Annotated in this window: 26 protein-coding genes; 16 read left to right on the forward strand and 10 right to left on the reverse strand. The window is 44.8% G+C overall.

Annotation, left to right across the window (positions count from 1 at the left end; genetic code table 11):
• Positions 1 to 53: 53 nt before the first annotated feature.
• The 5 genes from manA to uhpT form a co-directional block, all read right to left on the reverse strand.
• On the reverse strand, positions 54 to 1,277 hold the full coding sequence (gene manA / locus ACLIIY_RS24970; RefSeq protein ID WP_434528725.1) for a mannose-6-phosphate isomerase, class I: 1,224 nt from the start codon (positions 1,275 to 1,277) through the stop codon (positions 54 to 56).
• Positions 1,278 to 1,395: 118 nt separating this feature from the next.
• On the reverse strand, positions 1,396 to 2,736 hold the full coding sequence (locus ACLIIY_RS24975; protein ID WP_434528726.1) for an MFS transporter: 1,341 nt from the start codon (positions 2,734 to 2,736) through the stop codon (positions 1,396 to 1,398).
• Between the two features lie 5 nt (positions 2,737 to 2,741).
• On the reverse strand, positions 2,742 to 4,241 hold the full coding sequence (gene uhpB / locus ACLIIY_RS24980) for a signal transduction histidine-protein kinase/phosphatase UhpB (protein WP_434528727.1): 1,500 nt from the start codon (positions 4,239 to 4,241) through the stop codon (positions 2,742 to 2,744).
• Positions 4,241 to 4,849: a transcriptional regulator UhpA gene (uhpA, locus tag ACLIIY_RS24985; RefSeq protein ID WP_005435246.1), complete on the reverse strand. Its 609-nt coding sequence runs from the start codon at positions 4,847 to 4,849 to the stop codon at positions 4,241 to 4,243. Before uhpA ends, uhpB begins: the two co-directional genes overlap by 1 nt.
• A gap of 136 nt (positions 4,850 to 4,985) precedes the next feature.
• On the reverse strand, positions 4,986 to 6,383 hold the full coding sequence (gene uhpT / locus ACLIIY_RS24990) for a hexose-6-phosphate:phosphate antiporter (protein ID WP_020196862.1): 1,398 nt from the start codon (positions 6,381 to 6,383) through the stop codon (positions 4,986 to 4,988).
• Between the two features lie 647 nt (positions 6,384 to 7,030).
• Here uhpT and ACLIIY_RS24995 point away from each other — a divergent pair.
• The 8 genes from ACLIIY_RS24995 to ACLIIY_RS25030 all read left to right on the forward strand — a co-directional run bounded on the left by ACLIIY_RS24995 (position 7,031) and on the right by ACLIIY_RS25030 (position 13,534).
• Entirely contained in the window at positions 7,031 to 7,489 is a 459-nt protein-coding gene (locus ACLIIY_RS24995) for a hypothetical protein (RefSeq protein WP_122070350.1), read from the forward strand.
• A 2-nt stretch (positions 7,490 to 7,491) separates the two neighbouring features.
• The gene (locus ACLIIY_RS25000; RefSeq protein WP_122070353.1) at positions 7,492 to 7,998 is read left to right on the forward strand and encodes a hypothetical protein; all 507 of its coding nucleotides are present in this window, start codon (positions 7,492 to 7,494) and stop codon (positions 7,996 to 7,998) included.
• Between the two features lie 38 nt (positions 7,999 to 8,036).
• On the forward strand, positions 8,037 to 8,501 hold the full coding sequence (locus tag ACLIIY_RS25005) for a hypothetical protein (RefSeq protein WP_434528728.1): 465 nt from the start codon (positions 8,037 to 8,039) through the stop codon (positions 8,499 to 8,501).
• Between the two features lie 63 nt (positions 8,502 to 8,564).
• On the forward strand, positions 8,565 to 9,563 hold the full coding sequence (locus tag ACLIIY_RS25010; protein WP_434528729.1) for a helix-turn-helix domain-containing protein: 999 nt from the start codon (positions 8,565 to 8,567) through the stop codon (positions 9,561 to 9,563).
• 277 nt (positions 9,564 to 9,840) lie between these two features.
• Positions 9,841 to 11,172, forward strand: coding sequence for an amidohydrolase family protein (locus ACLIIY_RS25015; RefSeq protein ID WP_434528730.1), 1,332 nt, complete (start codon positions 9,841 to 9,843; stop codon positions 11,170 to 11,172).
• A 79-nt stretch (positions 11,173 to 11,251) separates the two neighbouring features.
• Positions 11,252 to 11,884, forward strand: coding sequence for a DUF3299 domain-containing protein (locus ACLIIY_RS25020; RefSeq protein ID WP_009705370.1), 633 nt, complete (start codon positions 11,252 to 11,254; stop codon positions 11,882 to 11,884).
• Between the two features lie 111 nt (positions 11,885 to 11,995).
• Positions 11,996 to 13,222, forward strand: a complete 1,227-nt coding sequence (locus ACLIIY_RS25025) for a carbohydrate porin (RefSeq protein ID WP_434528731.1) — start codon at positions 11,996 to 11,998, stop codon at positions 13,220 to 13,222.
• Between the two features lie 99 nt (positions 13,223 to 13,321).
• On the forward strand, positions 13,322 to 13,534 hold the full coding sequence (locus ACLIIY_RS25030) for a DUF6500 family protein (protein WP_434528732.1): 213 nt from the start codon (positions 13,322 to 13,324) through the stop codon (positions 13,532 to 13,534).
• 54 nt (positions 13,535 to 13,588) lie between these two features.
• Here ACLIIY_RS25030 and ACLIIY_RS25035 read toward each other — a convergent pair whose 3' ends face one another.
• Positions 13,589 to 15,292: an FAD-dependent oxidoreductase gene (locus tag ACLIIY_RS25035; protein WP_434528733.1), complete on the reverse strand. Its 1,704-nt coding sequence runs from the start codon at positions 15,290 to 15,292 to the stop codon at positions 13,589 to 13,591.
• Positions 15,293 to 15,443: 151 nt separating this feature from the next.
• On the opposite strand from ACLIIY_RS25035, the gene ACLIIY_RS25040 reads away from it, so the two are divergent.
• Genes ACLIIY_RS25040 through ACLIIY_RS25050 form a run of 3 tightly spaced genes read left to right on the forward strand, consistent with a single transcriptional unit; the run spans position 15,444 to position 16,603 of the window.
• Positions 15,444 to 15,737 (forward strand): ArsR/SmtB family transcription factor, encoded by a 294-nt coding sequence (locus ACLIIY_RS25040; protein WP_005435229.1) that lies wholly within the window; start codon positions 15,444 to 15,446, stop codon positions 15,735 to 15,737.
• Positions 15,738 to 15,761: 24 nt separating this feature from the next.
• Positions 15,762 to 16,163, forward strand: coding sequence for a YeeE/YedE family protein (locus ACLIIY_RS25045; RefSeq protein ID WP_434528734.1), 402 nt, complete (start codon positions 15,762 to 15,764; stop codon positions 16,161 to 16,163).
• 14 nt (positions 16,164 to 16,177) lie between these two features.
• Positions 16,178 to 16,603: a DUF6691 family protein gene (locus ACLIIY_RS25050; RefSeq protein ID WP_434528735.1), complete on the forward strand. Its 426-nt coding sequence runs from the start codon at positions 16,178 to 16,180 to the stop codon at positions 16,601 to 16,603.
• On the opposite strand, the gene ACLIIY_RS25055 is transcribed toward ACLIIY_RS25050, so the two are convergent.
• Entirely contained in the window at positions 16,600 to 17,463 is an 864-nt protein-coding gene (locus ACLIIY_RS25055) for an endonuclease/exonuclease/phosphatase family protein (protein WP_418111964.1), read from the reverse strand. The genes ACLIIY_RS25050 and ACLIIY_RS25055 overlap by 4 nt on opposite strands.
• A 308-nt stretch (positions 17,464 to 17,771) precedes the next feature.
• On the opposite strand from ACLIIY_RS25055, the gene nrdD reads away from it, so the two are divergent.
• Positions 17,772 to 19,892, forward strand: coding sequence for an anaerobic ribonucleoside-triphosphate reductase (gene nrdD, locus ACLIIY_RS25060; RefSeq protein WP_434528736.1), 2,121 nt, complete (start codon positions 17,772 to 17,774; stop codon positions 19,890 to 19,892).
• A gap of 85 nt (positions 19,893 to 19,977) precedes the next feature.
• Complete coding sequence (nrdG, locus tag ACLIIY_RS25065) at positions 19,978 to 20,448, forward strand: anaerobic ribonucleoside-triphosphate reductase-activating protein (RefSeq protein ID WP_005435220.1); 471 nt, start codon at positions 19,978 to 19,980, stop codon at positions 20,446 to 20,448.
• Between the two features lie 146 nt (positions 20,449 to 20,594).
• Here the strand turns inward: nrdG and ACLIIY_RS25070 are convergent, their stop codons facing one another.
• Positions 20,595 to 21,980, reverse strand: a complete 1,386-nt coding sequence (locus ACLIIY_RS25070; protein WP_434528737.1) for an MATE family efflux transporter — start codon at positions 21,978 to 21,980, stop codon at positions 20,595 to 20,597.
• Positions 21,981 to 22,135: 155 nt separating this feature from the next.
• Between ACLIIY_RS25070 and ACLIIY_RS25075 the strand changes: the two genes are divergently transcribed.
• The 3 genes from ACLIIY_RS25075 to ACLIIY_RS25085 all read left to right on the forward strand — a co-directional run bounded on the left by ACLIIY_RS25075 (position 22,136) and on the right by ACLIIY_RS25085 (position 25,026).
• Positions 22,136 to 22,993, forward strand: a complete 858-nt coding sequence (locus ACLIIY_RS25075; RefSeq protein WP_054823292.1) for an AraC family transcriptional regulator — start codon at positions 22,136 to 22,138, stop codon at positions 22,991 to 22,993.
• Between the two features lie 155 nt (positions 22,994 to 23,148).
• Positions 23,149 to 24,336 carry an amino acid aminotransferase gene (locus ACLIIY_RS25080; protein WP_409930290.1) on the forward strand — a complete coding sequence of 396 codons (1,188 nt, stop codon included), beginning with the start codon at positions 23,149 to 23,151 and terminating at the stop codon, positions 24,334 to 24,336.
• 12 nt (positions 24,337 to 24,348) lie between these two features.
• Entirely contained in the window at positions 24,349 to 25,026 is a 678-nt protein-coding gene (locus ACLIIY_RS25085; RefSeq protein ID WP_434528738.1) for a RimK/LysX family protein, read from the forward strand.
• Positions 25,027 to 25,110: 84 nt separating this feature from the next.
• On the opposite strand, the gene ACLIIY_RS25090 is transcribed toward ACLIIY_RS25085, so the two are convergent.
• Positions 25,111 to 25,641, reverse strand: a complete 531-nt coding sequence (locus ACLIIY_RS25090; RefSeq protein WP_005435209.1) for a hypothetical protein — start codon at positions 25,639 to 25,641, stop codon at positions 25,111 to 25,113.
• 173 nt (positions 25,642 to 25,814) lie between these two features.
• Positions 25,815 to 26,186, reverse strand: coding sequence for a YgiW/YdeI family stress tolerance OB fold protein (locus ACLIIY_RS25095; protein WP_005427087.1), 372 nt, complete (start codon positions 26,184 to 26,186; stop codon positions 25,815 to 25,817).
• Positions 26,187 to 26,291 lie beyond the last annotated feature (105 nt).

The following is a 26,291-nucleotide window of genomic DNA, read 5'->3' on the forward strand; positions in this document are numbered from 1 at the left end:
TGAATGGCGGAGCTGAAAAGTCTCCGCCATTTTTGTTTTAAGAGGAAATGAACTTAGCCATTAAATGCACGAGCGACGCGACCTTCACAACGGATTGTGTAGCTACCCACATAAGCAGGAATGAAAGCCGATTGCCCTTTGGCAAGCACCAATGTTTCGCCGCTTTCTGCAAGCAGCGTAACGTCCGCATCGATCGGCATCAAGATTTCCGCACTGTTCATCTCAACTTGTTGATCTTTCGGCTCTTGGAACACAGAGAACTTGAAGTCTTGTACAGGGACAGGGAAGTTGTGCTCACAGTCTTTGATTTCTGCTTTGGTTAGCAGCGTGTTCATTGGCTTCGGAATAAAGTCGGTACACTTAACCAGTTCCTCCACATCCATGTGTTTTGGTGTTAAACCAGCACGAAGTACGTTGTCTGAGTTCGCCATGATTTCCAGACCAGTGCCTTTGATGTAAGCATGAGGCGTTCTTGCGCTTAAGAACATGGCTTCACCAGGTTTTAACGTAATAACATTCAGCAGTAATGGGGCAAACAAACCTACGTCATTCGGGTACTGAGCAGCAAGATCTAAAATCAATTCGCACACAGGGCGTACTTGGTTGGCTGCTGCGTAACTTAATAGGTGATCAACTGCGTTAGCCTTGCGTGCTTCTTCCATGGAAAGGATCTCTACGAAGAAGTGACACAAGCCATCTTGATTGGGGTTGCGCTCAAACTGTTCTAGGTAGCCGTTGATTTCAGGAATGTCACACTGGCGGAACTCAGCGATGATTTCATCAAATGGACGAAAGCCATTCATTGCTTGATATTCCGTTAGGGCGTAAACCAGCTCTGGCTTGTGGTTCGCATCTTTGTAATTACGATTGAATGCACTCAGCGGGACACCTAGCTGTTGTTCATTTGCATAACCGAGCTCTGCATCTTGCTTGTTTGGGTGTACTTGAATAGACAAGGCTTTATCCGCCGCAAGAATCTTGAAAAGGAAAGGTAGGTCACCAAAGGCGTCTGCCGTGCTTGGGGATAGAAACGCTGACGGATCTTGTTTGATCAATTCTGATAGCGAAACAGTTGTATTTGAAGCGTCAGTGTTTCCTCGTGTAACGATAGAGCAACCATTCGGATGCGTGCCCATCCAAACTTCGGCTTGAGGTTGTTGAGCTTCGTTAGCAAAGCCAAACAAATCGTGGATTGCTGTGCGGCTTCCCCAGTCGTAGTTTTGGATCTTATTGTCCATTTTGAAGAAGCATTTTGATGAAATAGTATTCGAATTCATGAATTTTACCCGTAGAAAACCCTCCGAACTGAATCGGAAGCAAAAAATAGTGGAGATTGGACGGGTGAGTGGTTAACTCACCCTAAGAGGTGTAGAAGTCGCTTCTACAATCAGATGTCTACAACCTAAGCTTGGGAGCGAGCGGCTTTCTTGAAGGTTGAGCCTGTAAGAATGGCAATAACAACAAGCCAATAACGGCTGCGCATACCGAGATGGTGATAAAGAATCCAGTCCAGCTGTATTCTTCAAGAATCAATGCCAATGGATAGCCAGAAAGAGCAGCACCCATGTAAGCAAACAAACCAACAAAGCCCGTTGCAGCACCAGCGGAGTCTTTGTGTGAACATTCCGCTGCTGCCATACCGATCAACATTTGTGGGCCAAACACAAAGAAGCCAATAGAAAACAATCCCGCAGCTTGGAACGCGAAGTTGGTTAATGGCATCAACCACAGTGCTGCGACAGATAAGAATATACCTGCGGCAAACAACAGGTTCATCGGACCTCGGTTACCACCGAACAGTTTATCCGAGCCCCAACCAGCCACCAGAGAGCCAACAAAGCCACCGATTTCAAACATCGACAATGCCGCGTTAGCATTGATTAGGCTGTAGTGGTGTTGTTCTGTCAGGTACAAGTTCCCCCAGTCATTGATGGCGGTGCGCACGATGTAAACCAGTACATAGCTAAATGCGAGCAACCAAATGTACTTGTTGTTGAACACGTATTGTTTGAGGATTTCTTTATAACTCAGACCTTGTCCGTGATTTTCTTGCGCCAGCTCTAACTTGTCATCACGCCATTGACCAACTGTTGGTAACCCTTGAGTGGTCGGTTTATCACGCAAACGCCAACAAACAATGACACCAAGAATGACGCCGATTACGCCCGGTACAATAAAGCCTTCTCGCCAGCTGTAATGGAATGTGAGAAACCCAACGAGTAGGGGAATCAAAGCGCCGCCCACGTTATGAGCCGTGTTCCAAATTGCCCACAAAAAGCCACGTTCTGAGCGCGAATACCAAGTCGTAAGTAACTTAGAGCACGAAGGCCAGCCCCATCCTTGGAACCAGGCGTTCATCACCCACAGGGCAGCGAGTGCAACCAAAGAGCTAGAGAAGCCAAACGCGATATTGATAAGGCCCGTCGCGATTAAACCGACACCCATGAAAAAGCGAGGGTTAGAACGGTCAGAAATGGTGCCCGAGATAAACTTCGATAAACCATAGGTGATGTAGAAAAGCGTACCTATCATACCGATATCGGCTTTATCTAAACTTAAATCAGCAATCATCGCGGGTGCAGCGTAGTTGAATGTTTTACGAGTGAAGTAAAAGCCCGCATAACCAAGATACATACCCAGCATGATGTGCAGACGCCAATAGCGATAGCGTTCATTCACTTGGTCTTTGCTAAGGGGAGCTTGGTTGTAGCTCGGAGACTGAAATAATCCAAACATGCTCGTTACACCTTAGGTAATGTGATGGCGATTTGCGTACCATCCACATGATCGTTCAAAGAGTAGATATACATTTTGCCGCCGAGCGCTTGCACACGTTCTTGCATGCCGCGAACGCCCATGCCTTTCATGCAGTCTTCGGTTTTGAAACCAATGCCGTTGTCTGCGATGTTCAACGAAATGTTCTCATCAATAGAGAGCTCGATAACTATAGACGTCGCATTCGCGTATTTAGCTGCGTTGTTTAACGCTTCTTGGCATAAACGGAATAGGGTGACTTTTAGCGTGTCGCCTAAAGACTCATAGTCACCTTGCCAATCAAGCACAACGCGAGTGCCATGATTGTCGAACTCCATTTCACGGGTTAACTGGTGAACGGAGTCTTTTAAATCCAGATCGTCGAGCATTTTCGGGCGCAGTTTGCTCAGCAGATGCTTGGTTGTGTCATAAACATTGAGTGATAGGTTCTCTATCATGTCGGCACAGCGTGTGTTCATTTCTGCGTTATCAACGCGCTTAATGATGCTCGCTTGTGTACGGATCGCTGTGATGTTCTGACCAATTTCATCGTGCAGTTCTCTTGCCACGTCACGACGCACCGACTCTTCCGCTTGAATGAGTTGTCGGGACAAGGTTTGGTTTCTCGACAATTCGCCACGAAGCTTTTGGTTGAGATCTTTTTGTTTCTGCACCGCTAAACCGAGCATGATGCCAGTTAAGGTTTGTGCCGAAAGGGACAACAGCAGGTCAGTGATTTCCAGATTCGAAACACCACTTCGCGCAGCGATCAAGGCAATACTGTTTAACATGGTCGCAAGCAGAGCGCCTTGCCAGCCGTAGCGTAGCGCAAGCACAATGATTGGTATCGCCATGCAAAAAGGCGCGAAGCGTTTTAACTCATCCGGCAAGCTGGTTTGAACCAAAATGCTGGCAATCAACAGCACGCTATAAAGCAGAATATGACGAACTTTGAATTGAACTTCGTTCGCCAGTAGATTCGAAGTCAACGGTGACCAAGGGCTTTGGAAGAGATAGTTCCAAAGTAAGTAACACATTGGCAGAACCAACAAACCGCCAGCAATGCTCGCCAACCATGCCATGTAGACAGATTGAACGTGATAACCAACCGCAAGTACGTTAATACAAGACGTCACGAGCAACACGACCGCCATCACCGCTAGATGCTGATTCTGATCGCCTTTGTAATAGCGCTTAGCAAGGTAAACAACCGGAATGCTCAATACGCTGGCTATCAACACCATCAGCCATTGTGGTTGTTCAAGAAGTAGAGCAAGAGCCACGGTCAATCCCCATTCAGCGAGATAAATCGTTGCCCAATACTTTGTACGCGTGTGCAGTGTTAACCCTAAACGTAATGCGAAGGGGAACAGCAAGATCGCGAGCTCCGCATCGTTCACAAAGTAATAGGCGATCACCCACAGACAGAACCACGAGCATCCTGTCATGAATAAACCGCAAATGGAGGTGATGGTGTAGCTACGCATTAAAACGACTCTTGCGAGAACAGTTTGGCGAGCTCAACGTTGTTCTTCACGCCAAGCTTATCCATGGCGTTTGCACGGTGAACGTGAACGGTTTTATGGCTTAAGCCAAGCTCAGTGGCGATTGATTTCACATCTAAACCACGAGCCAGCAATTGGCACACTTCGTTCTCTCGGCGAGTCAGTTGTGTCAGCGTCGCCGCTTTGTCACTTGGTGTCGCGAGCTTCAACGCAATATCGGGTGTTAGGTAACAACCGCCTGAAGCACTGGTTCTGACTGCTTGAATTAACTCGTCAGGGCTACAACGTTTACTTAGGTAACCTTTTGCGCCGAGTTTAAGTGACTTTTCAACCATTGCTGGCGAGTCATGTACGCTCAACATGACACAAGCAATGCCTGAAGGGATTTCGGAGAGTAGGGTAAGCCCACTTTCGTCTGCCATCGAGATATCTAGGATAACTACATTTGGCTTGCACGCAGGTAATCCCACTCGAGCTTCTGCTACCGAGCTAAATTCACCTACAACATTCATGTCTGTTTCAAGGCTCAGCAATTGAGCAAATCCAGAACGAACAATGACATGGTCATCAACAAGCGCTACGTTAATCATCTTAAATACCAAACTTCAGCAATACACAAACGAAAATGAGCTCTCAAAGAGCCCAATAAAAACCTACTATGATACTAAATTGACCAAGTTTATTTAATGATCTAGCGCGCTTTGACTAGCAAAGCGCGCTGTTTGATTAAGCTTGGTTTTCTGCGAGTTCAAGCTTCTTCTTGTTTTGACGAATCTTTTTCTCTTCTGCGATAGCAACGAAAGCAAGCAAAATAATACAAATCATTGCTGAGGTATCTAGGGCAGCGAACGTACCTTTCCAACCCGTAAGACCAAAGATTGGTGTGCCATCTGCAATCATACCTAGACCCAATTTCGCGAAGCTGTCACCAATTAGGTAAGCGAATGTGCCTTTTACGCCGTCAGCCACACTGATTGCTTTCTTAGGAACAAAGCCAACCGCCGCAACACCGATAAGCAGTTGAGGACCAAATACTAGGAAGCCGAGAACAAATAGCGACGCTAGGTACATGAACTCACTGGTTGCGTGTTGGTAGAATTCAAGTGATACGATGATCAAACCCAAAGAAACACAAGCCACTAGTGCACGGCGACCATTCGCAAGGTCAGATAAGTAACCCCACATCAATGTGCCGACTAACGCACCCACTTCGAATAGGGTGAAGCCAGAGATTGCTGCTTCTTTTGATAGACCAAGTTCTTGGTATGCGTAAACGGTTGACCATTGGTCGATACCGATACGCACGATGTAAAGGAAGATGTTTGCGAAGCAAAGTAGCCAGATCACTTTGTTTTTCAGAACGTACTCAACAAAGATCTCTTTCTTAGTCATTTGATTGCCTTCAGCCGCTTCGTCTTCTTCGCTGACTGCTTCATCAAATAGCTCTTCTACTTTACCTAGACCGTAGGCTTCAGGAGAGTCGTTACCATAGCGCATACCGATGAAACCAACGATGATCGCAATGATAGAAGGGAACACGAACATGCCGATTACGTGACCATCAAACAAGTAGTTAGCACCAAACAGAGCCACACCTGCAGCACCCGCACCACCTACGTTGTGAGACATGTTCCAAAGGCCTAGGTAAGAACCACGCTTGTTACGCGGTGTCCACTTAGTAATGGTTGAGTAACTAGAAGGACCACCAGTACTTTGGAAGAAACCACTTAGTGCGTAGAACGCCACCATCAAGAACAAGCTCGCGCTGCCACCACCCATGCTGAAACTGAAACCAAGCATTGCCAGGCCAGAAAGGATAAGCATGAAAGGAAGGAACTGCTTGGTGTTTTTACCATCGGCGTAGTAGGAAACTACGGTCTTACCGATGCCGTAAGTAATCGAGAACCCCAGACCAATCAAGCCTAGATCTGTCATCGACAAACCGTAAGTAGAAATCATGTCGTTTTGCGCGACGTTGAAGTTTTTACGGATCAGGTACATGGTCAAATAGCCAATAAATACCACTAGGTAAGATTGGATAAATGGTTTGAACCACATTTTTCTACGTACTTCGACAGGAAGATCGAGGGTAGGCTTCCGGACTTGTTCAAGGAATTTTAACATCGTGAACTCTCTTGTATTAGTGTGATGCACTTGCGTGCTCGCTTTCTTTTAGCTGTCGGCGATTGTAGAGAGTCCTCTTTTGAACCACATGAGAGGAGGGCTTAGATCGACTAGGAAAAATTCCTAGAAAACGATTGCTGATTAAGAAAGCGTGAAAATCATCACATTCTGTGCGGAATAACCTTAATTCAAGCGATAAGCATCCAGTTACCTAGTTAGTTTCTTCCTTGGCGTAAAATGGTAAGGATTAAAAACTGCACAAAATAAAATCACCGTCTGATTTCTTCTCAAGGTAATAAGCCATGATACGAAAGGTGATTATATTAACGATGCTAATCTCTGGCAGTGCATCGGCAAATTTACATATTTGGAAAGAGAGAGAGTTCACCGCATATACCGATATGACGGAAGTTCAATTTCTTTTAAAGAATAAGTACAACAAAAAAGCGGATTATTATCTCAGAATCGATGATAAGACGTTCAACAGTAAAATAACACTCGATCCTCAACAAGAAGTGTCATTAAACGTTCGAGTCAAAACACCTGCGGGAAAAATAAGCAAAAAGAAAATTTGTACTCGAATGGTGAATAACACACCAAATAGCTACGAAGTGTGTTCTAACATCCGGTTAAAAAGGTATTAAAGCATGAGCACGATTGCTAACAAGCGTGTTCTGTATTGTGGCTTGCCTTTGTTAATGCTGAGTTTTGGTGTTATCGCAAATCCTATTCCCAGTGTTTCAAATCCATCGGGTACAGACAGAATCAGAACGTCTGAAGGCGCAACCTGTGAGCAAGCCGTCTCAACCGGTAAAACCTTTCAGGTCGGTACGTATGGCGCAACGGGTCAAGAAGACAGTGATAACTATTACAACAATTATTACCAGCAAAACCAAGATGAGGCTGGCGTATACGCGTCACTGACTTTTCAATTCGGTGGTGAGGAACGAGTCGATTGTACTCGTCTTTATGAATTCGAATTGCGAGAGAGAAAACGGCAGGAAGAACTCGCTCAGGCAGAGCACGAGCTGAAGCTTCTGCAAATTCAAGCAGAAACACAAAGGCTCAAGAGAATGAAGCAAACTCAAACCACTTTTTCGGAGTAAACATGAAACTCAAGAAACGACCGGTCCGCATTGCATTGTTAGCAACACTCATTGCAGCGACTGGTGTACAGGCTCAAGCGCTTAAAGATAAGGACGAAGCCACAAGTGATGACGTCACGTTTAGTGCAACTATTCAAGAACAATGCGGCATTGATGTCACCATCGCAAACGCTGATCTTGCTTTTGGTGATCAATACAACGATTCCAAAGCACAAGTTAAGTTGATTAATAACGAAGACGACGGAAAGATTGAACTCAGCCTTGAGCCATTAAAAGAGCATGAACTCGGTAACCATATTGATAAAGAAGATGTGTGGTTCAAATCAGGCGGTGTCCATGAAGCAAATATGAATGCTAAAGATTGGGAGGAAGGTATTGAATATTCCCGTTCTGACATCCGAAATAATAATCTGGTTGACTTGTCCGCTCGAATTAATGTCGATGAAAGCAACTTGGATGCTGACCAATATACATTAGTCACTAATTGGGTCATCGAATGTGATGATTAATAAATTAATGAAAGCCTTTTAATAGGGCTTGTTTTCTTATGAAGCAATTTCTAATTCCATTATTAGCAGTCGCGCTGTTAAGCCTGAGTTCGCTTTCTCGTGCGGCACAAGTTCATTTTCATAAACATATCGATGAATCTTGTGGTATCGAAGTGATCAAAGAGCGTGGCGAAATTCATTTCGGTCGAAGATTTGGCAGTGATTCATTAACGCTCAAACTACTTGCGAATAACCGAGATAAGCGTCTCTATTTTCGTTTGTCCTATTTCAATATCGATATGGGCGCAGAAACCATCAGCCCGGAACGTATTCACTTTAAAGTGGAAACGCCGGAACGTTTTGTCGGTAATCTTGACTACTGGCGGCAAGGCATTGAGCTAAACCTTGAGCAATTAGATTCGAGTAAAGAAGTCCGAATCAGCGCCAGAGTTGATATGAACGAGTATCAGATGCCTGCAGGTGAGTTCTCTCTCAATATGGAGTGGCACTTAGATTGCTATTAATGACAGCTCTGAAGTTTCTGCATAAACTAGAATAATCCTTGGTATTTTAAGATGATAGCTTGCATGCCCAATACAGATATTCCTTTGGTTCACTCGGAAGAAGTAAAGCTTTTTGCCACTATGCTCAATGAGCTTGATGGAGATATTCACTCATTACTTGAATCTGCCCGAATGCCACAGGATATCTTGTCTAACCAATCCCTTGACGCGTTTGTTCCCGAGAGCGCGCTAAAAGCCGTCTTCCAAACGTTAGGTGAACGCGCATCACCAGAGAAGTTTGCTTTGCTCACTTGGACGCTTTGTCACGACATTTACGTACCTAGATTTGCAAACCAAATTACTCAAACTCACTCGCTAAAAGCAGCCCTAGAAGATGTATCCCAACTGCTTAAACAAATCTCCGATAACGTGAGTATTTCTGTTCAATCACGCGGTGGGAAGTGGTGGCTAGTGAGAGAAAAACAGAACGCAGAAAGAGAATGGTTCCGCTACGCAGAAATGTTCTCCGCGATGTTTATGAATGAGTTGCTCAAAAAGCTTGTTGGCTCCCAATGGCGATTGGCAGAAGTCGGGATTCAAGATGTAGAAGCCGAGCCTTTCAATCTGTTGCCGGGTATGAAGAGCGCGCAGTTCTTTACTGGTAGACCGGTGACTGCAATCTCAATCCCTAATGAATGGATTAACCAGCCGATTGCTTTCACGCCATCTCAGACGGCGCCAAGTACAAGTTTTCGGGGTGAGGATGATAAGTTCAGTGACGCATTAGCAAGGGCGCTGACGCCTTATCTCTCTATGGGCAAGATCTCTATCCAGTTTGCTGGTGAGTTGATTGACATGAATGCTCGCACCATACAAAGGCGGCTAGCAAATGAGGATACGACGTATAGAGAAGTGATCGAAGGCTTGGTGCTTAAACAAACGCTAGAGCTTTTAGCGGACCGAGACCTAAGTATCACGCATATTGCGCTCAAAACAGGTTACTCCGATTCTGCTCATTTCACCCGTGCGTTTAAGCGAATGATGAATCTCACGCCTAAAGCGTACCGTCAATCCTTGTCATAATGAGTTACACATAAAACCTCTGAATAATCGGAGGTTTTCGTCTCAACTCACATTTCTATAACAATATCCGCATGTTGTCGTGTAAAGGCAATTAAACCACCTTGAAAGTCGTCATTATGACTTCTATGTTTTTAACGTAAGTCGTCTGTTTCATATGTATTTTTATCTGATCAGTTGTTTTTGGTGATCACTGAAATAGACGCCCTCATAACGCCGCTGTTTAAACAGGGAGGTTATAGGAAATGGACCCCAACTATCCAAAAACATAGGTGTAATAATGACAATTTCTAAGAAGAACCTTTCTTTAGTTGCGCTATCTTGTGCGTTCGCCCTCAATGCCAATGCAGCCTCAACGCTGTTTACCAACGTCGATGTTTTCAATGGCACGGATGAAAAGCTACTGCAAAACCAGAACGTATTGGTTGTCGATAACTTAATCAAAGAGATTTCGGCTAAACCGATAAAAACCGACAAGCAAACCACAACGATTAACGGCGAAGGCTTAACCATGATCCCTGGCTTGATCGACATGCATTCCCACATGTGTATTCAGGAAGGTATGTTGGTAGGTCGAGATGATTACGATCAAATGGCAATGGGGGCTCGTGCCCACGTTTCCATGATGCAGTACCTCGACCAAGGTTTTACCACAGCTCGTGACGCAGGCTGTAACATTCTTGGTATGGCAAAAGCCATCAACAATGGTTTACTAGAAGGCCCACGGCTATTCCCAGCGGGCGGTTTCTTGAGTCAAACCGGCGGTCACGCAGATACCGGCAGCTTCAATGATGTACCAGGACGCGTTGACGATCTTGAACGCCACGGCTTTGGTTATATCGTCGATGGTGAAACAGAGGCTCGTCGTGCTGCGCGTCAGAACCTACGTTCGGGGGCAACTCAAATTAAGATCATGGCTGGCGGCGGTGTCGCAAGTGAGTTTGACCCAATCCATATGACACAATTCTCCAAAGAAGAAATGGAAGCGATTGTGGGTGTAGCGGAAGATTATGGCACTTATGTCATGGCACACGCTTATCATGACCGTTCGGTTAATCGCGCCATTGATGCTGGCGTGAAAGTTATCGAGCATAACTTCCTAATCTCTGAGGAAACCATCAAGCGAATGAAAGAGAAGGGTGTGGCACTTTCTGCGCAAGCGGTAATGTCTCTCGAAGCCTTTGCGGAACCAGAGAAGATCACCTTCTTTAGTCCAGATCAAAAAGCCAAAGCGACCAAAGTAAACGAAGGCGCAAAACAGATGTTTGAGTGGGCGCGTAAATACGATCTTTTGATTGTGACTGGCGGCGATATGTTTGGTCCGGCTTACAATACACGCCAAGCAGACAATATGGTTTGGATGGAGAAAGTCGGATTTACTCCTTATCAAATCATGAAGATGGGTACATCAAACGCAGCAGAAGTGCTTAGTTGGTCGGGTGGTATGAATCCATATAAATACGGTAAATTGGGCGTCGTAGAGTCTGGCGCGTATGCTGATGTGGTGCTGGTGGACGGAAATCCTCTGGAGGACATCACAGTTCTTAACGATTACCAAGATAAATTCAAAGTAATTATGAAAGACGGCAAGATCCACAAGAACACCTTGTAGTAAACTCTGCAATCAGTTTGGGGGCATACGTTGTCCCCAAATTTTTCTCTAAAAGACAAAGAACTATTCAAGGGAACGTATGAAGAAGTACCTATTGGCTGGCTTAGTTTTGCTGGCTTCATCAAATGTATCCGCCGATCAATTAAGCTGGGAGCAATTGCTGCCGGTGAATGTTCCTCAGATTGAAGACCCATTTGTAAAACTCACAGACCAACAACTTTTTGAACTGGGCTCTCTTGCAAGATATCGCGATTCTCAAAATCTTAATGAGCAACAAAAGCAAACCATGAAAGAACTGGAAGACAGTTTAAAAGCTGACGACTTAGACATTGAGTGGTTGTTCAAAAAGCGCAACGAAATTACTGAACATCGTCGTATGTTGGCATCAATGCCAAACACAACGCTAACAGAAGAAACTTATGAAATTCCTGGCTTTGTTACGCCAGTAGAATTTAACAATGACGTTGTCACAAAATTCTTCCTTGTTCCAACCATGGGCGCATGTATCCATACACCTCCGCCACCTGCAAACCAGATTGTATTGGTTGATTATCCAAAAGGTTTGAAACTGACGTCTCTTTACGAACCAATTTGGGTGAAAGGCGATCTGCATGTGAAAAAGACCAAAGCAGACGTTTCATACTCTGATGGTGCTGCCAACGTAGAAACTATCTATCAAATGGATGAGGTTTCTATCCGACCTTATCGATAAGAGTACATATCGAAAATACATAAAAGCAGTGAGCTGTCGCTTAATGGCAATTTTTAAAACTCTGAGTCATTAAAATCTCTTTCTAGAAATCAATTTAGTGAGAACCCAGACATGAAAGTAACTGTTCCAAAGCTTAGTTTTATCGCTCTTTCACTTGTAATGGCATCATCGGTTAACGCGGCAAACTTTGGTAGCCCTGATACGGTCGACAATACTATTGCAGAAAATGCTCGAGAAAAACGCTCATGGCGTGAGTCATTAGCTGAGGAACACAATGTTACTTTCGGTCTGGACTATCAATTCCTTGGTCTAACGGCCTCAGAACCTCAAAGTGGTGGTGAAGATACAGCAAGCGCTGGTGTTGCTCGTTTTTACGGTAGTTGGAATCTTGTTGGGCTTGAATCAGGCAATACGGGCGGATTGGTTTGGAAAGTCGAACACCGCCATGCTTATAGCTATTTGTCACCGAAAGAATTTAGCTTTATCGGTAGTGGATTAGGCTACGCAGGGATGATTGGTCCAGCATACAGTGATCAAGGGGCTCGTCTAACCAACCTATATTGGAAACAAAAGCTCAACGGTGGCAAAACTTCCTTCATGGTGGGTTTCCTAGATACTACTGACTACGTCGATACCTATGCATTAGCAAGCCCTTGGACCGGATTTACCAACCTTGCATTCAGTACTGGTGGAGGCTCGATTGGTCTACCGGATGATGGGATTCTAGGCTTAGCCGTCGGTCACATGCTGACTGATAACTTCTATATGGTTGCAGGCGTCGCAGATGGTAAAGGGCGTTCAGATGAGCCATTTGATGGCTTCGATACCTTATTCAATGATCATAAATTGTTTACCACGTTCGAGCTGGGTTGGACGGCCTCACAAGACCAAATCTATACCGACAATGTTCACCTAACTGCTTGGCATTTAGATGGCGACACGCAACATAACCTAACGAATAAAGACAGCGGGCAGGGTATTAACTTTTCAGCAAGCTACTTTGCTACAGAGCAATTGATGCCATTTGTTCGCGGCGGCTTTTCGGAAGGTGATGTGGCACTTTATGATCGCTCGCTAACGGTGGGGATTGGTTACTTTGGTTTAGGTAAACCAACCAACAACCTAGGTTTTGCGGTCAATTGGAGCCATGTTAACGATAACCTAGAGCAAGCCTATGGTGTGGATGACTCTGAACAGTTCACTGCCGAGCTATACTACAACATCCAGTTGAACGACTACATTCAAATCACACCGGATATTCAGTACATCAAAGACCCAGCATTTTCGAACAAAAGCAGCACTTGGGTATTAGGTCTTCGTGCGAGAATATTCATCTAGATGATTATGTTTATTTGCCTTACCAAGAATAACTGTATATAAATACAGTTATTCTTGTTTTGGGTTAATTTTGCTATCGCAAAGAGAAAGGGAAAGGCAATGAACATCGCGTTAAGAGACAAAATCATTCAAGTGTGTAAGAAGAAAATAGAGCAGAAAGGCGACAATGTTGGCGTGTCCTTTTATGCCTTTTTCGCTAATAAGAATGACACCCCTGAGTTACTGATGGAAGCGGCGACTTGGTGGATTCAGACTCATCAACTCGATCACTTCGAAAAAGCGACCAAGATTATTCAATTAGTCGAATCCTAAATGTAGAAAGGGGCACATAACGTGCCCCTTTGTCTAACTAAGCAGAATTAGAGGTTAAGCTTTTGCGAACTTGTAAGTACGGTAACCGCCAAGCAGGTTACGCGCTTTGAACCCTGAGTTGACCAGTTGACGATAGGCGACGTTACCGCGCAAACCAACCTGACAATAAATCACGATCTCTTTGTCTTTCGGCAGTTCATTCATACGTTGGCGAAGTTGGTCGACAGGAATATTGATCGCGCCTTCGATGAAGCCTACAGATTCCAATTCTCCCGGATTACGAACATCAAGCAGCACTTGGTTTTCTGACAAGTTGTCAATCTCATCAAAATGAATCGCTGTTGCGTCACCTTTCATGATGTTGTTCGCAACGAACGCCGCTTGGTTAATCACATCTTTCGCTGATCCATAAGGTGGCGCGTAAGTGAGTTCAAGGTGTTGTAGCTGTTCTACCGTCATACCAGCACGCTGAGCAACTGCCATTACGTCGATACGTTTATCTACGCCATCTTTACCTACAGCTTGTGCTCCTAAAATCTTTCCGGTTGCTGGATCAAACAACATTTTGAACGACACAGTTTCGGCGCCAGGGTAGTAGCTAGCATGGCTTGCTGTGTGGACATACACTTTTTCATAAGCGATGTTTTCACGTTTAAGCTGCTTCTCGTTTTTACCAGTAGAAGCGACGGCTAAATCAAAGATCTTACAGATCGCCGTACCTTGTGTACCTTGATAAGTTTCTTGGCGACCAAGCATGTTGTCTGCTGCCATACGACCTTGACGGTTTGCCGGACCTGCCAACGGAACAAGTGTTTGTTCGCCAGTGACAAAGTCTTTCTCTTCAACCGCATCACCAACAGCATAGATTGAAGGATCGCTGGTTTGCATGTACTCGTTGGTGTAGATACCGCCTAACGCACCAATTTGAAGACCGGCTTCTTGTGCGAGTTTTGTCTCAGGGCGAACACCGATCGCCATGATTAGGATATCGGTATCCAGCTGATCACCATTGTTTAGAGACAGTGTCAGCTTTCCTTGAAGGTGTTGGTGCGTGTCATCTTCACCCGCTTCAGTGTTAGCGACAGATTGGTTTGCAACATATTCAATAGAAGATAGAGCAACGCCTAAACGCAGGTCGATGCCTTTCTCACGAATTTCAGCATGAGCAAAGCCTGCCATTTCTCGGTCAACGGGCGTCATCACTTGATCCGCCATTTCAACCAATGTGGTTTTTACGCCAAGCTGGTGGAAGGCTTCCATCATTTCCAAACCGATAAAACCACCGCCAACGACCGTAGCGTGTTCAACTTTGTTGGTTTCGATCGTCTTAATGATGCGATCCATATCTGGAATATTACGCAGCGAATGCGTTAACGGGTTATCAATACCCGGAATAGGCGGCACTACTGGACCTGCACCAGGGCTAAGTAGAAGAAAGTCGTAACTCTCTTGGTATTCAGAGCCATCAAGTAGGTTCTTAACCGTAACCGTTTTATCTTGGCGGTTAATTGAAACCACTTCGTTCATCACACGAACATCAACATTGAAACGCGATAAAAAGCTTTCAGGCGTTTGAAGAAGCAGTTTGCTGCGTTCTTGGATATCGCCACCAATGTGGTACGGCAAGCCACAGTTTGCAAATGACACAAATGGACCGCGTTCAAACATAATGATTTCTACGTCTTCACTAAGACGACGAGCGCGAGCTGCTGCAGATGCACCGCCAGCAACACCACCAATAATCACGATTTTGCTCATGGATTTCTCCTACTGAATGATCGAAAACGCCTACACCTTACTTAAATAAATTAGCTATGTCTAATGTTAATTTAACTACATTAGCATTGACTTAATAATATTAATTAGTAATATCTAATAAAACTTAACGTATTGATGAAGGGGCATAAGAATGGGCGACAGTATGCTACAAAGCGCGACCGAAGCGAGTGAGCTACTTAAAATTATGGCTCATCCGGAGCGCTTAATCGTGATGTGCAAGCTAATTGAAGGCGAAAAAGGGGTCGGTGAACTGTTTGAAGGCTCAACATTAAGCCAATCAGCCTTTTCACAACACCTCACCGTATTGAGAAAACACGACATCATCAAAGCTCGAAAGGTGTCTCAGCAGGTGTTTTATTCGATTTCTGATGGAAGAGTCGCTCCGCTGATCGAAGCGTTTAACCAAGTTTTCTGTAAGCAATAATTCAAACTTTATATCGAGGTTGTTATGTTTGAAGTTCCTTGGATGTCGCTTTTGGGCGGCGTCATGGTTGGCGCATCAGCGGTAATATTGATGCTCTTCACTGGTAAGACGGCGGGAATCAGCGGGATATTAAATGGCGTTGTTGAGAATACAGATCGCGTTTGGCGAATTGTGTTCTTAATTGCGATGGCATTAGGCGGTGTGGTTGCTGTTTATGCCCTTGGCGGACACGTACCAACTGAGTACAGCGGCTCTCTTGGTTTGGTTGTTGTTGCTGGTTTGCTTGTCGGAGCCGGTACACGTATTGGTAATGGTTGTACAAGTGGTCATGGTATTTGCGGAATGGGGCGTTTCTCTGTCCGTTCTGTTGTCGCGATGTGTACTTTTATGGCAACAGCCATGTTAACCGTCTTGCTAGTCTCGTGAGGAATAGTGTCGTTATGAAAACTATTAAGCAAATTTCTATCGTTGCATTTTCTGGTGTGCTTTTTGGTATTGGTATGGTGATTTCCGGTATGGCTGATCCGGTTAAAGTGATCGGTTTCCTCGATATTACTGGCGCGTGGGACCCAAGTTTAGCCTTCGTCATGGGCGGAGCACTTGCGGTGTTCATTCCTGCTTATCTGTTATTAATAAAGCCAAGAAGCAAATCTGTGTTTGGTGATGAGATTGTCTGTCCGACTTCTAAAACGATAGACAAAAAGCTAGTTGGTGGTGCAGCACTGTTTGGTATTGGTTGGGGCTTATTGGGTGTGTGTCCTGGTCCTGCAGTTGCCAGCCTTTTTACTGGCAACGTACAAGTTCTGCTCTTTATAGCGGCTATGTTGGTTGGGTCATTCACCGCTAAAAGAGTGGTTCGTGGCTAAAAAGAGAGCGTCGTAGATACCGGGCAATGATCACTCAGTTTGTAGTCGAGCACATCTTGTGTTTTGAAAACAGTTTGAACACCAGACGACGCCTTTAAATCACCACTCACAATAATGTGGTCTATCACCGAGCGGAATTGGTGGGTTTTATTCGGATTACGATTAGAGCGCACTTTACATTCCGCTTTGGTATTTTTGGTCACTAACTTAGCATCGGTATTGTCCGATAGTACTTCCCATAACCAATCTCCTCGATAACCCAAATTGTGGTTAAAGTCGCCAAGCACCACGTATTGTTGTTTGTTGTCTTCGCGCGCTTTTATCCACTTAGCTAGTGCCTGTCCTTGTTGTTTCACTATCTGACAGTCGCGGTTATTGCGATATGCGCCACTGCAACCCGCTTTTAGATGCACAGAGAGTAGGTGAGTCTCGTTGTCTTGGTTTGGATTCAAAACAAGGTAGCTGGCGAAGCGGAGCTTGCTGTTGCCTCGTGTGATAGAAAAGTCTGGTTTGTCTAATACGTTTACGCCATTACGCACCGCGAAACCTGTGTATTGATTGGTATCGTTGAACTGAAGATGTCGATTAGAAGCGTTCGCACGATCAGACAGATAAATAGTGAAGTCATTGCCAACGGCTTTTTGGATGGCAGCAGCACTTTCGACTTCTTGAAAAGCAAGAATGTCGGCTTGTGTTTTATCCACATAGTGGGTCAGTTTTTCAAAATCTTGTGGTGTTCTCGAAACTTTTCCACCATCTATAGATAACCATTCAATATTCCAACTGGTTAAGTTGATGGAATTTTGAGCGAATGAAAGAGAACTAAAAAGTAATATCGTCGTAACAAAAAGTGATCGCATTTTGGTCTGTTGCACTCCTATTATTTAGCGCATTCCTTTCCATCCTTTATCCTATAAGACCTCGAAAAAAAGCAAGTGGATTTCGCTCCAATTTTGCAATTTTCACAGTTTTCTTCGCAACTGAGATCAACGCCAATAAGATCGATTTGTTCTTGTTCGCTACCCATTTTTTATTGATCAAAATCAATGTTTTCAATTGGTGCTTCTCGTTAAATACGCCACAATATATTGTGTCATAAGAATAAGAAATAACCCCATATAGTGTATTTGTGGATAAGTCTGTGAGTATTTTGGGGTAAGGAGAAAAAGTGAAACCAATCGTAATCAAGCGTGACGGCTCAAGAGCTCCGTTTAACAGGGATCGTATTCAAGCAGCAGTAGAAGCAGCAGCGGAAAACAAAGACAAAGATGTCGCCATTTATGCACTAAATGTTGCTCTGGCAGTTGAGTTACAGCTTCAGGATCACGATGAAGTTCACATCCATGAGATTCAAGACTTAGTCGAGAATGAACTCATGCAAGGTCCTTACAAAGCCCTAGCACGTTCTTACATCGAATACCGCCACGATCGCGACATCGCTCGTGAAAAGCAAAGCGCACTAACTCGCGAAATCGAAGGTCTGATTGAAGAAAGCAACCTAGACCTAATCAACGAGAACGCGAACAAAGACGGTAAAGTAATCCCGACTCAACGTGACTTGTTGGCAGGTATCGTAGCGAAACACTACGCGAAGACACACATCCTTCCACGCGATGTGGTTCAAGCACACGAAGTGGGTGACATTCACTACCACGATTTGGATTACGCTCCGTTCTTCCCAATGTTTAACTGTATGCTTATCGATCTTAAAGGCATGCTAACGCACGGCTTTAAAATGGGTAACGCTGAGATTGATACGCCAAAATCAATCTCGACTGCAACAGCAGTAACGGCACAGATCATTGCTCAAGTAGCGAGCCACATTTACGGCGGTACAACCATCAACCGTATTGATGAAGTTCTAGAACCGTACGTAATCACAAGCTACGAGAAACACCTAGAGATCGCAAAAGAGTGGAACATTGCTGAGCCAGAAGAGTTCGCAAAAGCACGCACTGAGAAAGAGTGTTACGACGCGTTCCAATCTCTAGAGTACGAAGTAAACACGCTACACACGGCGAACGGTCAAACCCCATTCGTTACGTTTGGTTTTGGTCTTGGTACAAGCTGGGCATCACGCCTTATCCAGAAGTCTATTCTGAAGAACCGTATTGCAGGTCTAGGTAAGAACCGTAAAACGGCGGTATTCCCTAAACTGGTATTCGGTATCAAAGATGGTCTGAACCACAAATCAGAAGATCCAAACTACGACATCAAGCAACTTGCGCTTGAGTGTGCGTCTAAGCGTATGTACCCAGACATTCTTAACTACGACAAAGTAGTGGAAGTAACGGGTTCATTCAAAACACCTATGGGCTGTCGTAGCTTCCTTGGTACGTACGAAGAAAACGGCGAGCTGATTCACGAAGGTCGTAACAACCTAGGCGTAGTAAGCTTGAACCTTCCTCGTATCGCTATTCGTGCAAACGGCAGTGAAGAGAAATTCTACGAGCTTCTAAACGATCGTCTACGTCTTGCTCGTAAAGCGCTAGAAACACGTATCACTCGTCTAGAAAACGTGAAAGCACGCGTTGCACCAATCCTTTACATGGAAGGTGCATGTGGTGTTCGCTTGAAAGCAGATGACTCAATCGCAGATATCTTCAAGAACGGTCGTGCGTCTATTTCTCTTGGTTACATCGGTGTACACGAGACAATCAACGCGCTATTCGGTACAGAAGCGCACGTTTACGATGACGCCGTGCTGCGTGAAAAAGCAGTAACGATCATCAAGCACCTGAAAGACACAGTAAACGGTTGGGCGGAAGATACCGGTTACGGTTTCAGCCTATACGCAACGCCGAGTGAAAACCTATGTAGCCGTTTCTGCCGTATCGACGCGAAAGAGTTCGGCGTCATTGAAGGCGTAACAGACAAAGGTTACTACACCAACAGCTTCCACCTAGATGTTGAGAAGAAGGTGAACCCATACGACAAGATCGACTTTGAGATGCCTTACCCAGAAATCTCAAGCGGTGGCTTTATCTGTTACGGCGAGTTCCCGAACATGCAACGTAACGTCGAAGCACTAGAAAACGTATGGGACTACAGTTACACCCGCGTACCTTACTACGGTACAAACACTCCAATTGATGAGTGTTACGAGTGCGGCTACAACGGTGAGTTTGACTGTACAAGTAAAGGCTTCACTTGCCCAAGCTGTGGCAACCATGATTCAACCAAAGTGTCAGTAACACGTCGTGTTTGTGGCTACCTAGGCAGCCCAGATGCACGTCCGTTTAACTTCGGTAAGCAAGAAGAAGTGAAGCGTCGAGTTAAACACCTGTAAGGTTTACTTAAGCTCAAACCCAATAATGAAAATCAACCTGTCGTGGGTTGATTTTCTTTTCTAGCCAGCAAAACAAGGCACGATTATGAACTATCACCAATACTATCCAATTGACGTTGTTAACGGACCAGGTACACGCTGCACGCTGTTTGTGTCGGGCTGTGTACACCAGTGCCGCGGCTGTTATAACCAGTCGACGCAACGCTTGGATTCTGGTGTGTTTTTCACGCAAGAAGCAGAAGACAAAATCATTGCAGATCTAAACGACACACGCATCAAACGCCGTGGTTTATCTCTGTCTGGTGGTGATCCTTTGCATCCAGCGAACGTGCCGCACATTCTTAAGCTTGTTAAACGCGTTAGAGAAGAGTGTCCAGGCAAAGATATTTGGGTTTGGACAGGTTACACGCTTGAAGAGTTAGACGATGCGCAGCGTGAAGTGACGCAATACATCGACACATTAATCGATGGCAAATACGAGCAAGATAAACGAGACCTCAATCTAGAATGGCGAGGCAGCTCGAATCAAATTATCCATCGATTCACTGAGCTTTAAGCGTTCCAACTCAAGAAAAGCCAATATAAAAAGGGCACATTCGGATATTTCGAATGTGCCCTTTTGGTGTGAGTTCTTTTAAAGCTTTGGTTGATGAAATCGTTCGGTGTGAGGCTTGACTCAACAACTATAGCACAACGTTATAGTTACGCTGTCACACTAGAGTCATCATCAACCATGTTATTAATCCATCGCTTAGACTGAATTCGGTGAGTCGTTAGAATACCTTTTACTAATTCTTCGACCAGTAGGGACATCAACACCCAATGCAGTGGTAAACCTAACACCATCCCAGTGTAGTAGGTAAGCGGAATACCAATCGCCCATTGACCAAACGTGTCGATGAAAATGCTATAGCGAATATCAGCGCCACTCTTTAATACGCCTCCAATACCAACCATATTAAACACGCGCAGTATCATGCCTAATGCGAGCACCAAACATACATTCAACGCCATTTGTTTGTCTGTGAGCGGGCTCATCTCTAACAAATTCAAAATCAAAGGCGAGCAAATCCATACGGCAAAGAACAAAATGGTTGCCAATACCGCGCTCGTTAGTACATACCACCAAGCGGTTTTCTCTACACGGTCATATTGTTGTGCACCAATGTCATTCCCAAGCAGTACAGAAGCGGCAACAGCGAATCCCATAAAGGTTGAAATCAATACGCCTTCAATTGGAGATAAGAACGAGATAATCGCCAGTTCGGTTACGCCCAATTGGCCGTAAATGATGCTGTAGACTATCAATCCGCCAGTCCACAACGCATCGTGGATTAACATTGGCATCGAGACTTTGAAATATTTGTTTCGATACTTCTTTATTGTGCCCTCACGCCAATCTGAAAGAGTAGGGAGCAGATGTGAATACCGACGGCAAAAGAAGTAAACCAGAACCGCAGTTTGGAAAAAGCGTGAGATAAAAGTCCCAACAGCTGCGCCAAATACGCCCCATTGTGGAAAACCGAATAAGCCAAAGATCAAAACCGCATTAAGGAAAACGTTCACGATGATAGCGGCAATACTGACGTAAGTCGGCATCTTTGCCTCACCGACGGATCTCAACACCGACTCAATGGGAACGACAACTGCTGTGCCTATCAAACTCAACCCTGTGACGACTAAGTATTCTCTCGCATAACCAACATACTCAGGATCGTCCGCCATAAATGAGACGATCTCTTTGTCATAAACCACATACAGCCAAATGAATGGCAAAGTCACTACCAGCGAAATAAACCAAGATTGCGCTAACGTTCTGCGTATGCCAGAGAGGTTTCCAGAGCCATAATATTGGGAGGCTAAAACCGTTACTGCACCACACAACCCAAACACCACGGCGAGATTAAAGAAAAAGATTCGGTTACCAACGCCAACCGCGGCTGTTGCAGATTCACCTAACTGACTCACCATAAAAATATCGATGGCACCGAGTAACGAAAACAGCATGGATTGCAGTGACACAGGTACACCGATCGCAATCAGTTTTTTCCAAAATGCTTTGTCTATGTATTGACGTGTTAAGAGCATCGCATTTCTCCTCTAAGAACAATGCGAGTAGTTTATCCGTATGATTTGACGGTGTATTTTTCAAAGACATCCAAAAGTTTTGTCAAACTATCCAGTCTTTATCGATGCTTTGATAAAACACGTTTGCTTTGAGTGCATTTGTGAGTTGTCGTCCCATGGAAGAAAAACAAGAACGCTACGCTATTTCAGATAAGACCTATCAAGAATTTGTCGACCACACTCGAGTACTTGCCCTCGAAGAGAGAGGGATCGTCCAATGCGGCATCGCGACTTGCCGAGATTTCTTTTCGGTTTATCGAAAAAACCAGAAGAAACACATGTTGCTGTACACGGTTCGTGGCAAAGGCTGGTTGGAGAGCGGAGCTTGTCGTTATGAACTTGAGCCAGGATCGTTAGTGATCGTGCCAGCAGGCATTGAAAATGGCTTTGGGATGGAAGACGAAACATGGCAAATCGCATGGGTGTTTCTTTCCCAATACAAAGAGTGGGAAATGGTGAATGACGATATCGACTATCAACTAACCCCTGCGCCAGAGGTGATGTATTCCTGTATTCAAACCCTATTGCGTAGCATCAATTTGCCCATAGATTACGGTGGTGAGGTAGGGGCGCATAGCGTTGCTCAGCTAGAGCTTATGTTAAACATGCCACACTCTGACGCCCTTTCGAGAAACCAATTAAAACTGCGTCGTGTATTCGATTTGGTTCAACGACAGCTCCATAAAGATTGGACAGTAGAGCAACTTGCCGCACTTTATCCTTGTTCTGAGCCTCACTTACATCGCCTGACGCAACAGCAGTTTGGTCGAAGCCCAATGGCACACTTAACTCGTATGCGAATGGAATACGCAGCCCGTTTACTTAGGTCGACTGAGTGGTCCATTCAACATATTGGTGAAATAGTTGGTTATCCAACTGGGGCAAACTTTAGTACTCGGTTCAAGGCATGGTCGTCAATGACCCCTCGTGAGTTCAGAAAAAATGGCAAACTCGATATCAATTACGATGAGTGAATCGTTCTTTTTGTGACCGATTGAGTTCATAAAATTCCGCAGTCACCAGAATTTTGTACTCTAATTGGCGAAATGAGTAAAAAATCATTTCGCCATTGTTAGCGAAAGTGTTACCGTGAGGTTCGATACTTGAATTTCAAAGGGTTATGACTTTCATGTTTTCTAATCTACCAACTCCCGTATTAGATCCCATTTTGTCTCTTTCCGTCGCATACCGCGGCGACGAACGTCCAAACAAGGTTGACCTTGGTATTGGCGTATACAAAAACAGCGCTGGTGAAACGCCAATCATGAAAGCCATTCAAATGGCTCAAGAAGTGGTTGTCGAAAACCAGAAGACCAAGTCTTACGTTGGCCTTGCCGGCTGTGAAGAATTCAACCAAAGCATGATCGATTTGCTTCTGACTGGCACGTCAGCAACAGATCGCGTGGCTGCGATTCAAACGCCTGGTGCGAGTGGTGCGTTGCGTATGCTGGGTGACCTAATGAAGGTTGCACAACCAGATACAACGGTTTGGATTTCAAACCCAAGCTACGTAAACCACAAGCCAGTGATGGAAGCTGCTGGGCTTAAAGTGAAGTTCTACCATTACTTCTCTCCAGAAACCAAGCAAGTTGATACTGCGAAAATGCTAGAAGACCTTTCTAAAGCAGGTCCTTCTGACGTGGTTCTTCTGCATGGTTGCTGCCACAACCCAACGGGTGCAGACATCGACTTCTCTGCGTGGCAAGCCATTACCGAGCTTTCGCAAAAAAACGGTTTTACTCCGTTTGTAGATATTGCTTACCAGGGTTTTGGTGACGGTCTAGAAGAAGATGCAAAAGGTCTTCGTTTTATGGCCGACAATGTTGAAGAAATGCTGATCACGACTTCATGTTCGAAGAACTTTGGTCTGTACCGCGAGCGTACTGGTGCAGCGATTGTAATCGGTAAAAATGCAAAAGATGTGGCGAATGCGAAAGGCAAACTGCTTACATTAGCGCGTTCAACATACACTATGCCGCCAGATCACGGTGCAGCATTAGTGAAAACTATCCTTCAAGATGTAAATCTTACTTCCGTTTGGAAACAAGAATTGAACGAAATGCAGCAACGCTTGCTAAACCTTCGTCAAACTTTGTGTAACGAATTGAGAAACAACCATAATACAGATCAATTTGATTTCATTGAGAGCCACAAAGGCATGTTTACTGTGCTAGGCTTTAGTGAAAACCAAATGGCGCAACTGCGTGAAGATTATGGCATTTATGGTGTCGGTGATGGTCGTATCAACATCGCTGGTTTAACCGAAACTCATATTCCTTACGTTGCTGACGCTATCCAAAAAGTATCTCAACGTTAATTGGGAGAGTTAATGAAGAACTGGAAACTGATTCTGCCGCTAATGATGAGCGGCAGTCTTATCGCTTGTACGTCGACACCGACGACCACTGAGCCCGTTGAGCCAGAAACACCTGTCGTTGAGCAACCGGTTGAAACACCGGATGTGAAACCTGAAGTAGAACCGAAACCTGAGGTGAAGCCCGAGCAAAAACCGGAAACGAAGCCTGAGAAGAAACCAGAACCAAAGCCAGAAAAACCAGCTAAGGTACAAAAAACACCTGATGGTATGTTGATTCTGGGCGCTGAAGAGTGGGTTCACATTCCAGCTATCAACCAGACGTTCAAAGGTCGCGTTGATACCGGCGCAACGACTTCATCGATCAGTGCGACTGAAGTGGTTCCATTTGAGCGTGATGGTAAAGACTGGGTTCAGTTCAAAATTGACATCAATGGCAAGGCGAGCAAAGAGTTCAAACTGCCTGTTGAGCGTTGGGCCAAGATTCGTCAATCTTCATCTGAAGACGTAGATAAGCGTCCCGTCGTTCTGGCTTATATCCAAGTCGGTGACTTGAAAGAGCAAACCGAGTTTACGTTAACAGAACGTGGTCACATGAAGTACCCAATTTTGTTAGGTCGTAGCTTCTTCCGTGATGTAGCCGTTGTGGATGTATCTAAGAAATACGTTCAGAACAAACCAAGCGGCAAATAACTTACTGTTAAGCGCTTAACGTAATAATAAAAAAGCCTCTCAAACGAGAGGCTTTTTTTAATTTTAATCAATTACTTATTGGTATTAATAAGCAAAACGCGCAGAAAGAACAAGCTGTTGACCATACGTGCCATTGTCTTTTAAATCTGCACCCAACGACAGCTGTTGTGTTGAATGGAAGCGAGCACCAAGGTTGTAGATGGTTTTAGAATCATCATTGTCGATCAACTGGCCAATACGACCGTGTAATTCAACGTTCTGCATAAACCAAATACGTGTGCCAATGTTAACTTCGGTTTTCCATTCGTCGCCATCACCATTGTCTTTTTTAATGTTGTGGACCAACATTTGGCCGAAGATATCCGCGAACTGACCAGCAGGACCATTAAAACCAATACCACCTGCAATGTCCCAATCGCCGCTGAACTCACTATCGGCACGGCCTACAAAGTGCGTGTTTTCGGTGAAGTAGGTTGTAACTTCTCCACCAAACGTACCTGGGCTAGTACCCATGCGGAATTCCATCGTGTTGTAGTTGAAGTTGTTTGCATGTGCAGATAGCGGCAAAACAGCGCACAAACCAAAGGCAGCAACCTTTAGAGCTTTACCTAACATGGGTGTCTCCGGGCAAGAAAATAATACGAACGAAAAAAAGGTCTGCAAAATGCAGACCAAGATTTACAAAGTATCATTTTAGGCGTTTCCCGTCACCTAATGCACTAGGACAAAGTGCGTATGATTTTTCAGTTCAATGTTGTGCAGCTCAATTGAGCAGCGAAAAGGCAAGATTACATAACAACAAGGTGTTCTACTTCAATCTCTGGCTTGCTGCCGCCTTCAAACTCGCCAAACAGACGTACTTTTGTCGTTTGGTCAATTGGCGTCGTTAGGCGGATGTCGTCGTCCAGCTCAACCATGATTTCACCAGAGCCGTCGCTAAAGATAAATTGGTCGGCACGAGTTTGACGAAGTAGGTTGCCTTCTACAACCACGTCTTTCTCAGTGAACATGCTTGAGTCTTTAATCAATGCATCGACTTTCTCAACGGTAACAGGGCCATTAAATTGAATGCTTGATTGGCCATGGTTGTGGTCTTTAGCCATTGCAACAGTTGGAGCGATAGCAAGTGCAGCGATAGTAGCGATAACAGTGTTTTTCATAATTTGGTTTCTCTATATAGGTGTTCGTTTTTGATGGTGCTATTAAAACAAACCTTATTTGAACCATTACTGATTCGAACATTCATATTCGATTCATTTTCTTGA

Origin of the sequence: Vibrio sp. K4, assembly GCF_051122595.1 — a bacterium.
In the GTDB taxonomy this organism is placed as follows: domain Bacteria; phylum Pseudomonadota; class Gammaproteobacteria; order Enterobacterales; family Vibrionaceae; genus Vibrio; species Vibrio owensii.

Bases quoted from the DNA above. Each gene is read 5' to 3' on its own strand.
- manA (WP_434528725.1), bottom strand. From the start codon at position 1,277: ATGAATTCGAATACTATTTCATCAAAATGCTTCTTCAAAATGGACAAT.
- ACLIIY_RS24975 (WP_434528726.1), bottom strand. From the start codon at position 2,736: ATGTTTGGATTATTTCAGTCTCCGAGCTACAACCAAGCTCCCCTTAGC.
- uhpB (WP_434528727.1), bottom strand. From the start codon at position 4,241: ATGCGTAGCTACACCATCACCTCCATTTGCGGTTTATTCATGACAGGA.
- uhpA (WP_005435246.1), bottom strand. From the start codon at position 4,849: ATGATTAACGTAGCGCTTGTTGATGACCATGTCATTGTTCGTTCTGGA.
- uhpT (WP_020196862.1), bottom strand. From the start codon at position 6,383: ATGTTAAAATTCCTTGAACAAGTCCGGAAGCCTACCCTCGATCTTCCT.
- ACLIIY_RS24995 (WP_122070350.1), top strand. From the start codon at position 7,031: ATGAGCACGATTGCTAACAAGCGTGTTCTGTATTGTGGCTTGCCTTTG.
- ACLIIY_RS25000 (WP_122070353.1), top strand. From the start codon at position 7,492: ATGAAACTCAAGAAACGACCGGTCCGCATTGCATTGTTAGCAACACTC.
- ACLIIY_RS25005 (WP_434528728.1), top strand. From the start codon at position 8,037: ATGAAGCAATTTCTAATTCCATTATTAGCAGTCGCGCTGTTAAGCCTG.
- ACLIIY_RS25010 (WP_434528729.1), top strand. From the start codon at position 8,565: ATGCCCAATACAGATATTCCTTTGGTTCACTCGGAAGAAGTAAAGCTT.
- ACLIIY_RS25015 (WP_434528730.1), top strand. From the start codon at position 9,841: ATGACAATTTCTAAGAAGAACCTTTCTTTAGTTGCGCTATCTTGTGCG.
- ACLIIY_RS25020 (WP_009705370.1), top strand. From the start codon at position 11,252: ATGAAGAAGTACCTATTGGCTGGCTTAGTTTTGCTGGCTTCATCAAAT.
- ACLIIY_RS25025 (WP_434528731.1), top strand. From the start codon at position 11,996: ATGAAAGTAACTGTTCCAAAGCTTAGTTTTATCGCTCTTTCACTTGTA.
- ACLIIY_RS25030 (WP_434528732.1), top strand. From the start codon at position 13,322: ATGAACATCGCGTTAAGAGACAAAATCATTCAAGTGTGTAAGAAGAAA.
- ACLIIY_RS25035 (WP_434528733.1), bottom strand. From the start codon at position 15,292: ATGAGCAAAATCGTGATTATTGGTGGTGTTGCTGGCGGTGCATCTGCA.
- ACLIIY_RS25040 (WP_005435229.1), top strand. From the start codon at position 15,444: ATGGGCGACAGTATGCTACAAAGCGCGACCGAAGCGAGTGAGCTACTT.
- ACLIIY_RS25045 (WP_434528734.1), top strand. From the start codon at position 15,762: ATGTTTGAAGTTCCTTGGATGTCGCTTTTGGGCGGCGTCATGGTTGGC.
- ACLIIY_RS25050 (WP_434528735.1), top strand. From the start codon at position 16,178: ATGAAAACTATTAAGCAAATTTCTATCGTTGCATTTTCTGGTGTGCTT.
- ACLIIY_RS25055 (WP_418111964.1), bottom strand. From the start codon at position 17,463: ATGCGATCACTTTTTGTTACGACGATATTACTTTTTAGTTCTCTTTCA.
- nrdG (WP_005435220.1), top strand. From the start codon at position 19,978: ATGAACTATCACCAATACTATCCAATTGACGTTGTTAACGGACCAGGT.
- ACLIIY_RS25070 (WP_434528737.1), bottom strand. From the start codon at position 21,980: ATGCTCTTAACACGTCAATACATAGACAAAGCATTTTGGAAAAAACTG.
- ACLIIY_RS25075 (WP_054823292.1), top strand. From the start codon at position 22,136: ATGGAAGAAAAACAAGAACGCTACGCTATTTCAGATAAGACCTATCAA.
- ACLIIY_RS25080 (WP_409930290.1), top strand. From the start codon at position 23,149: ATGTTTTCTAATCTACCAACTCCCGTATTAGATCCCATTTTGTCTCTT.
- ACLIIY_RS25085 (WP_434528738.1), top strand. From the start codon at position 24,349: ATGAAGAACTGGAAACTGATTCTGCCGCTAATGATGAGCGGCAGTCTT.
- ACLIIY_RS25090 (WP_005435209.1), bottom strand. From the start codon at position 25,641: ATGTTAGGTAAAGCTCTAAAGGTTGCTGCCTTTGGTTTGTGCGCTGTT.
- ACLIIY_RS25095 (WP_005427087.1), bottom strand. From the start codon at position 26,186: ATGAAAAACACTGTTATCGCTACTATCGCTGCACTTGCTATCGCTCCA.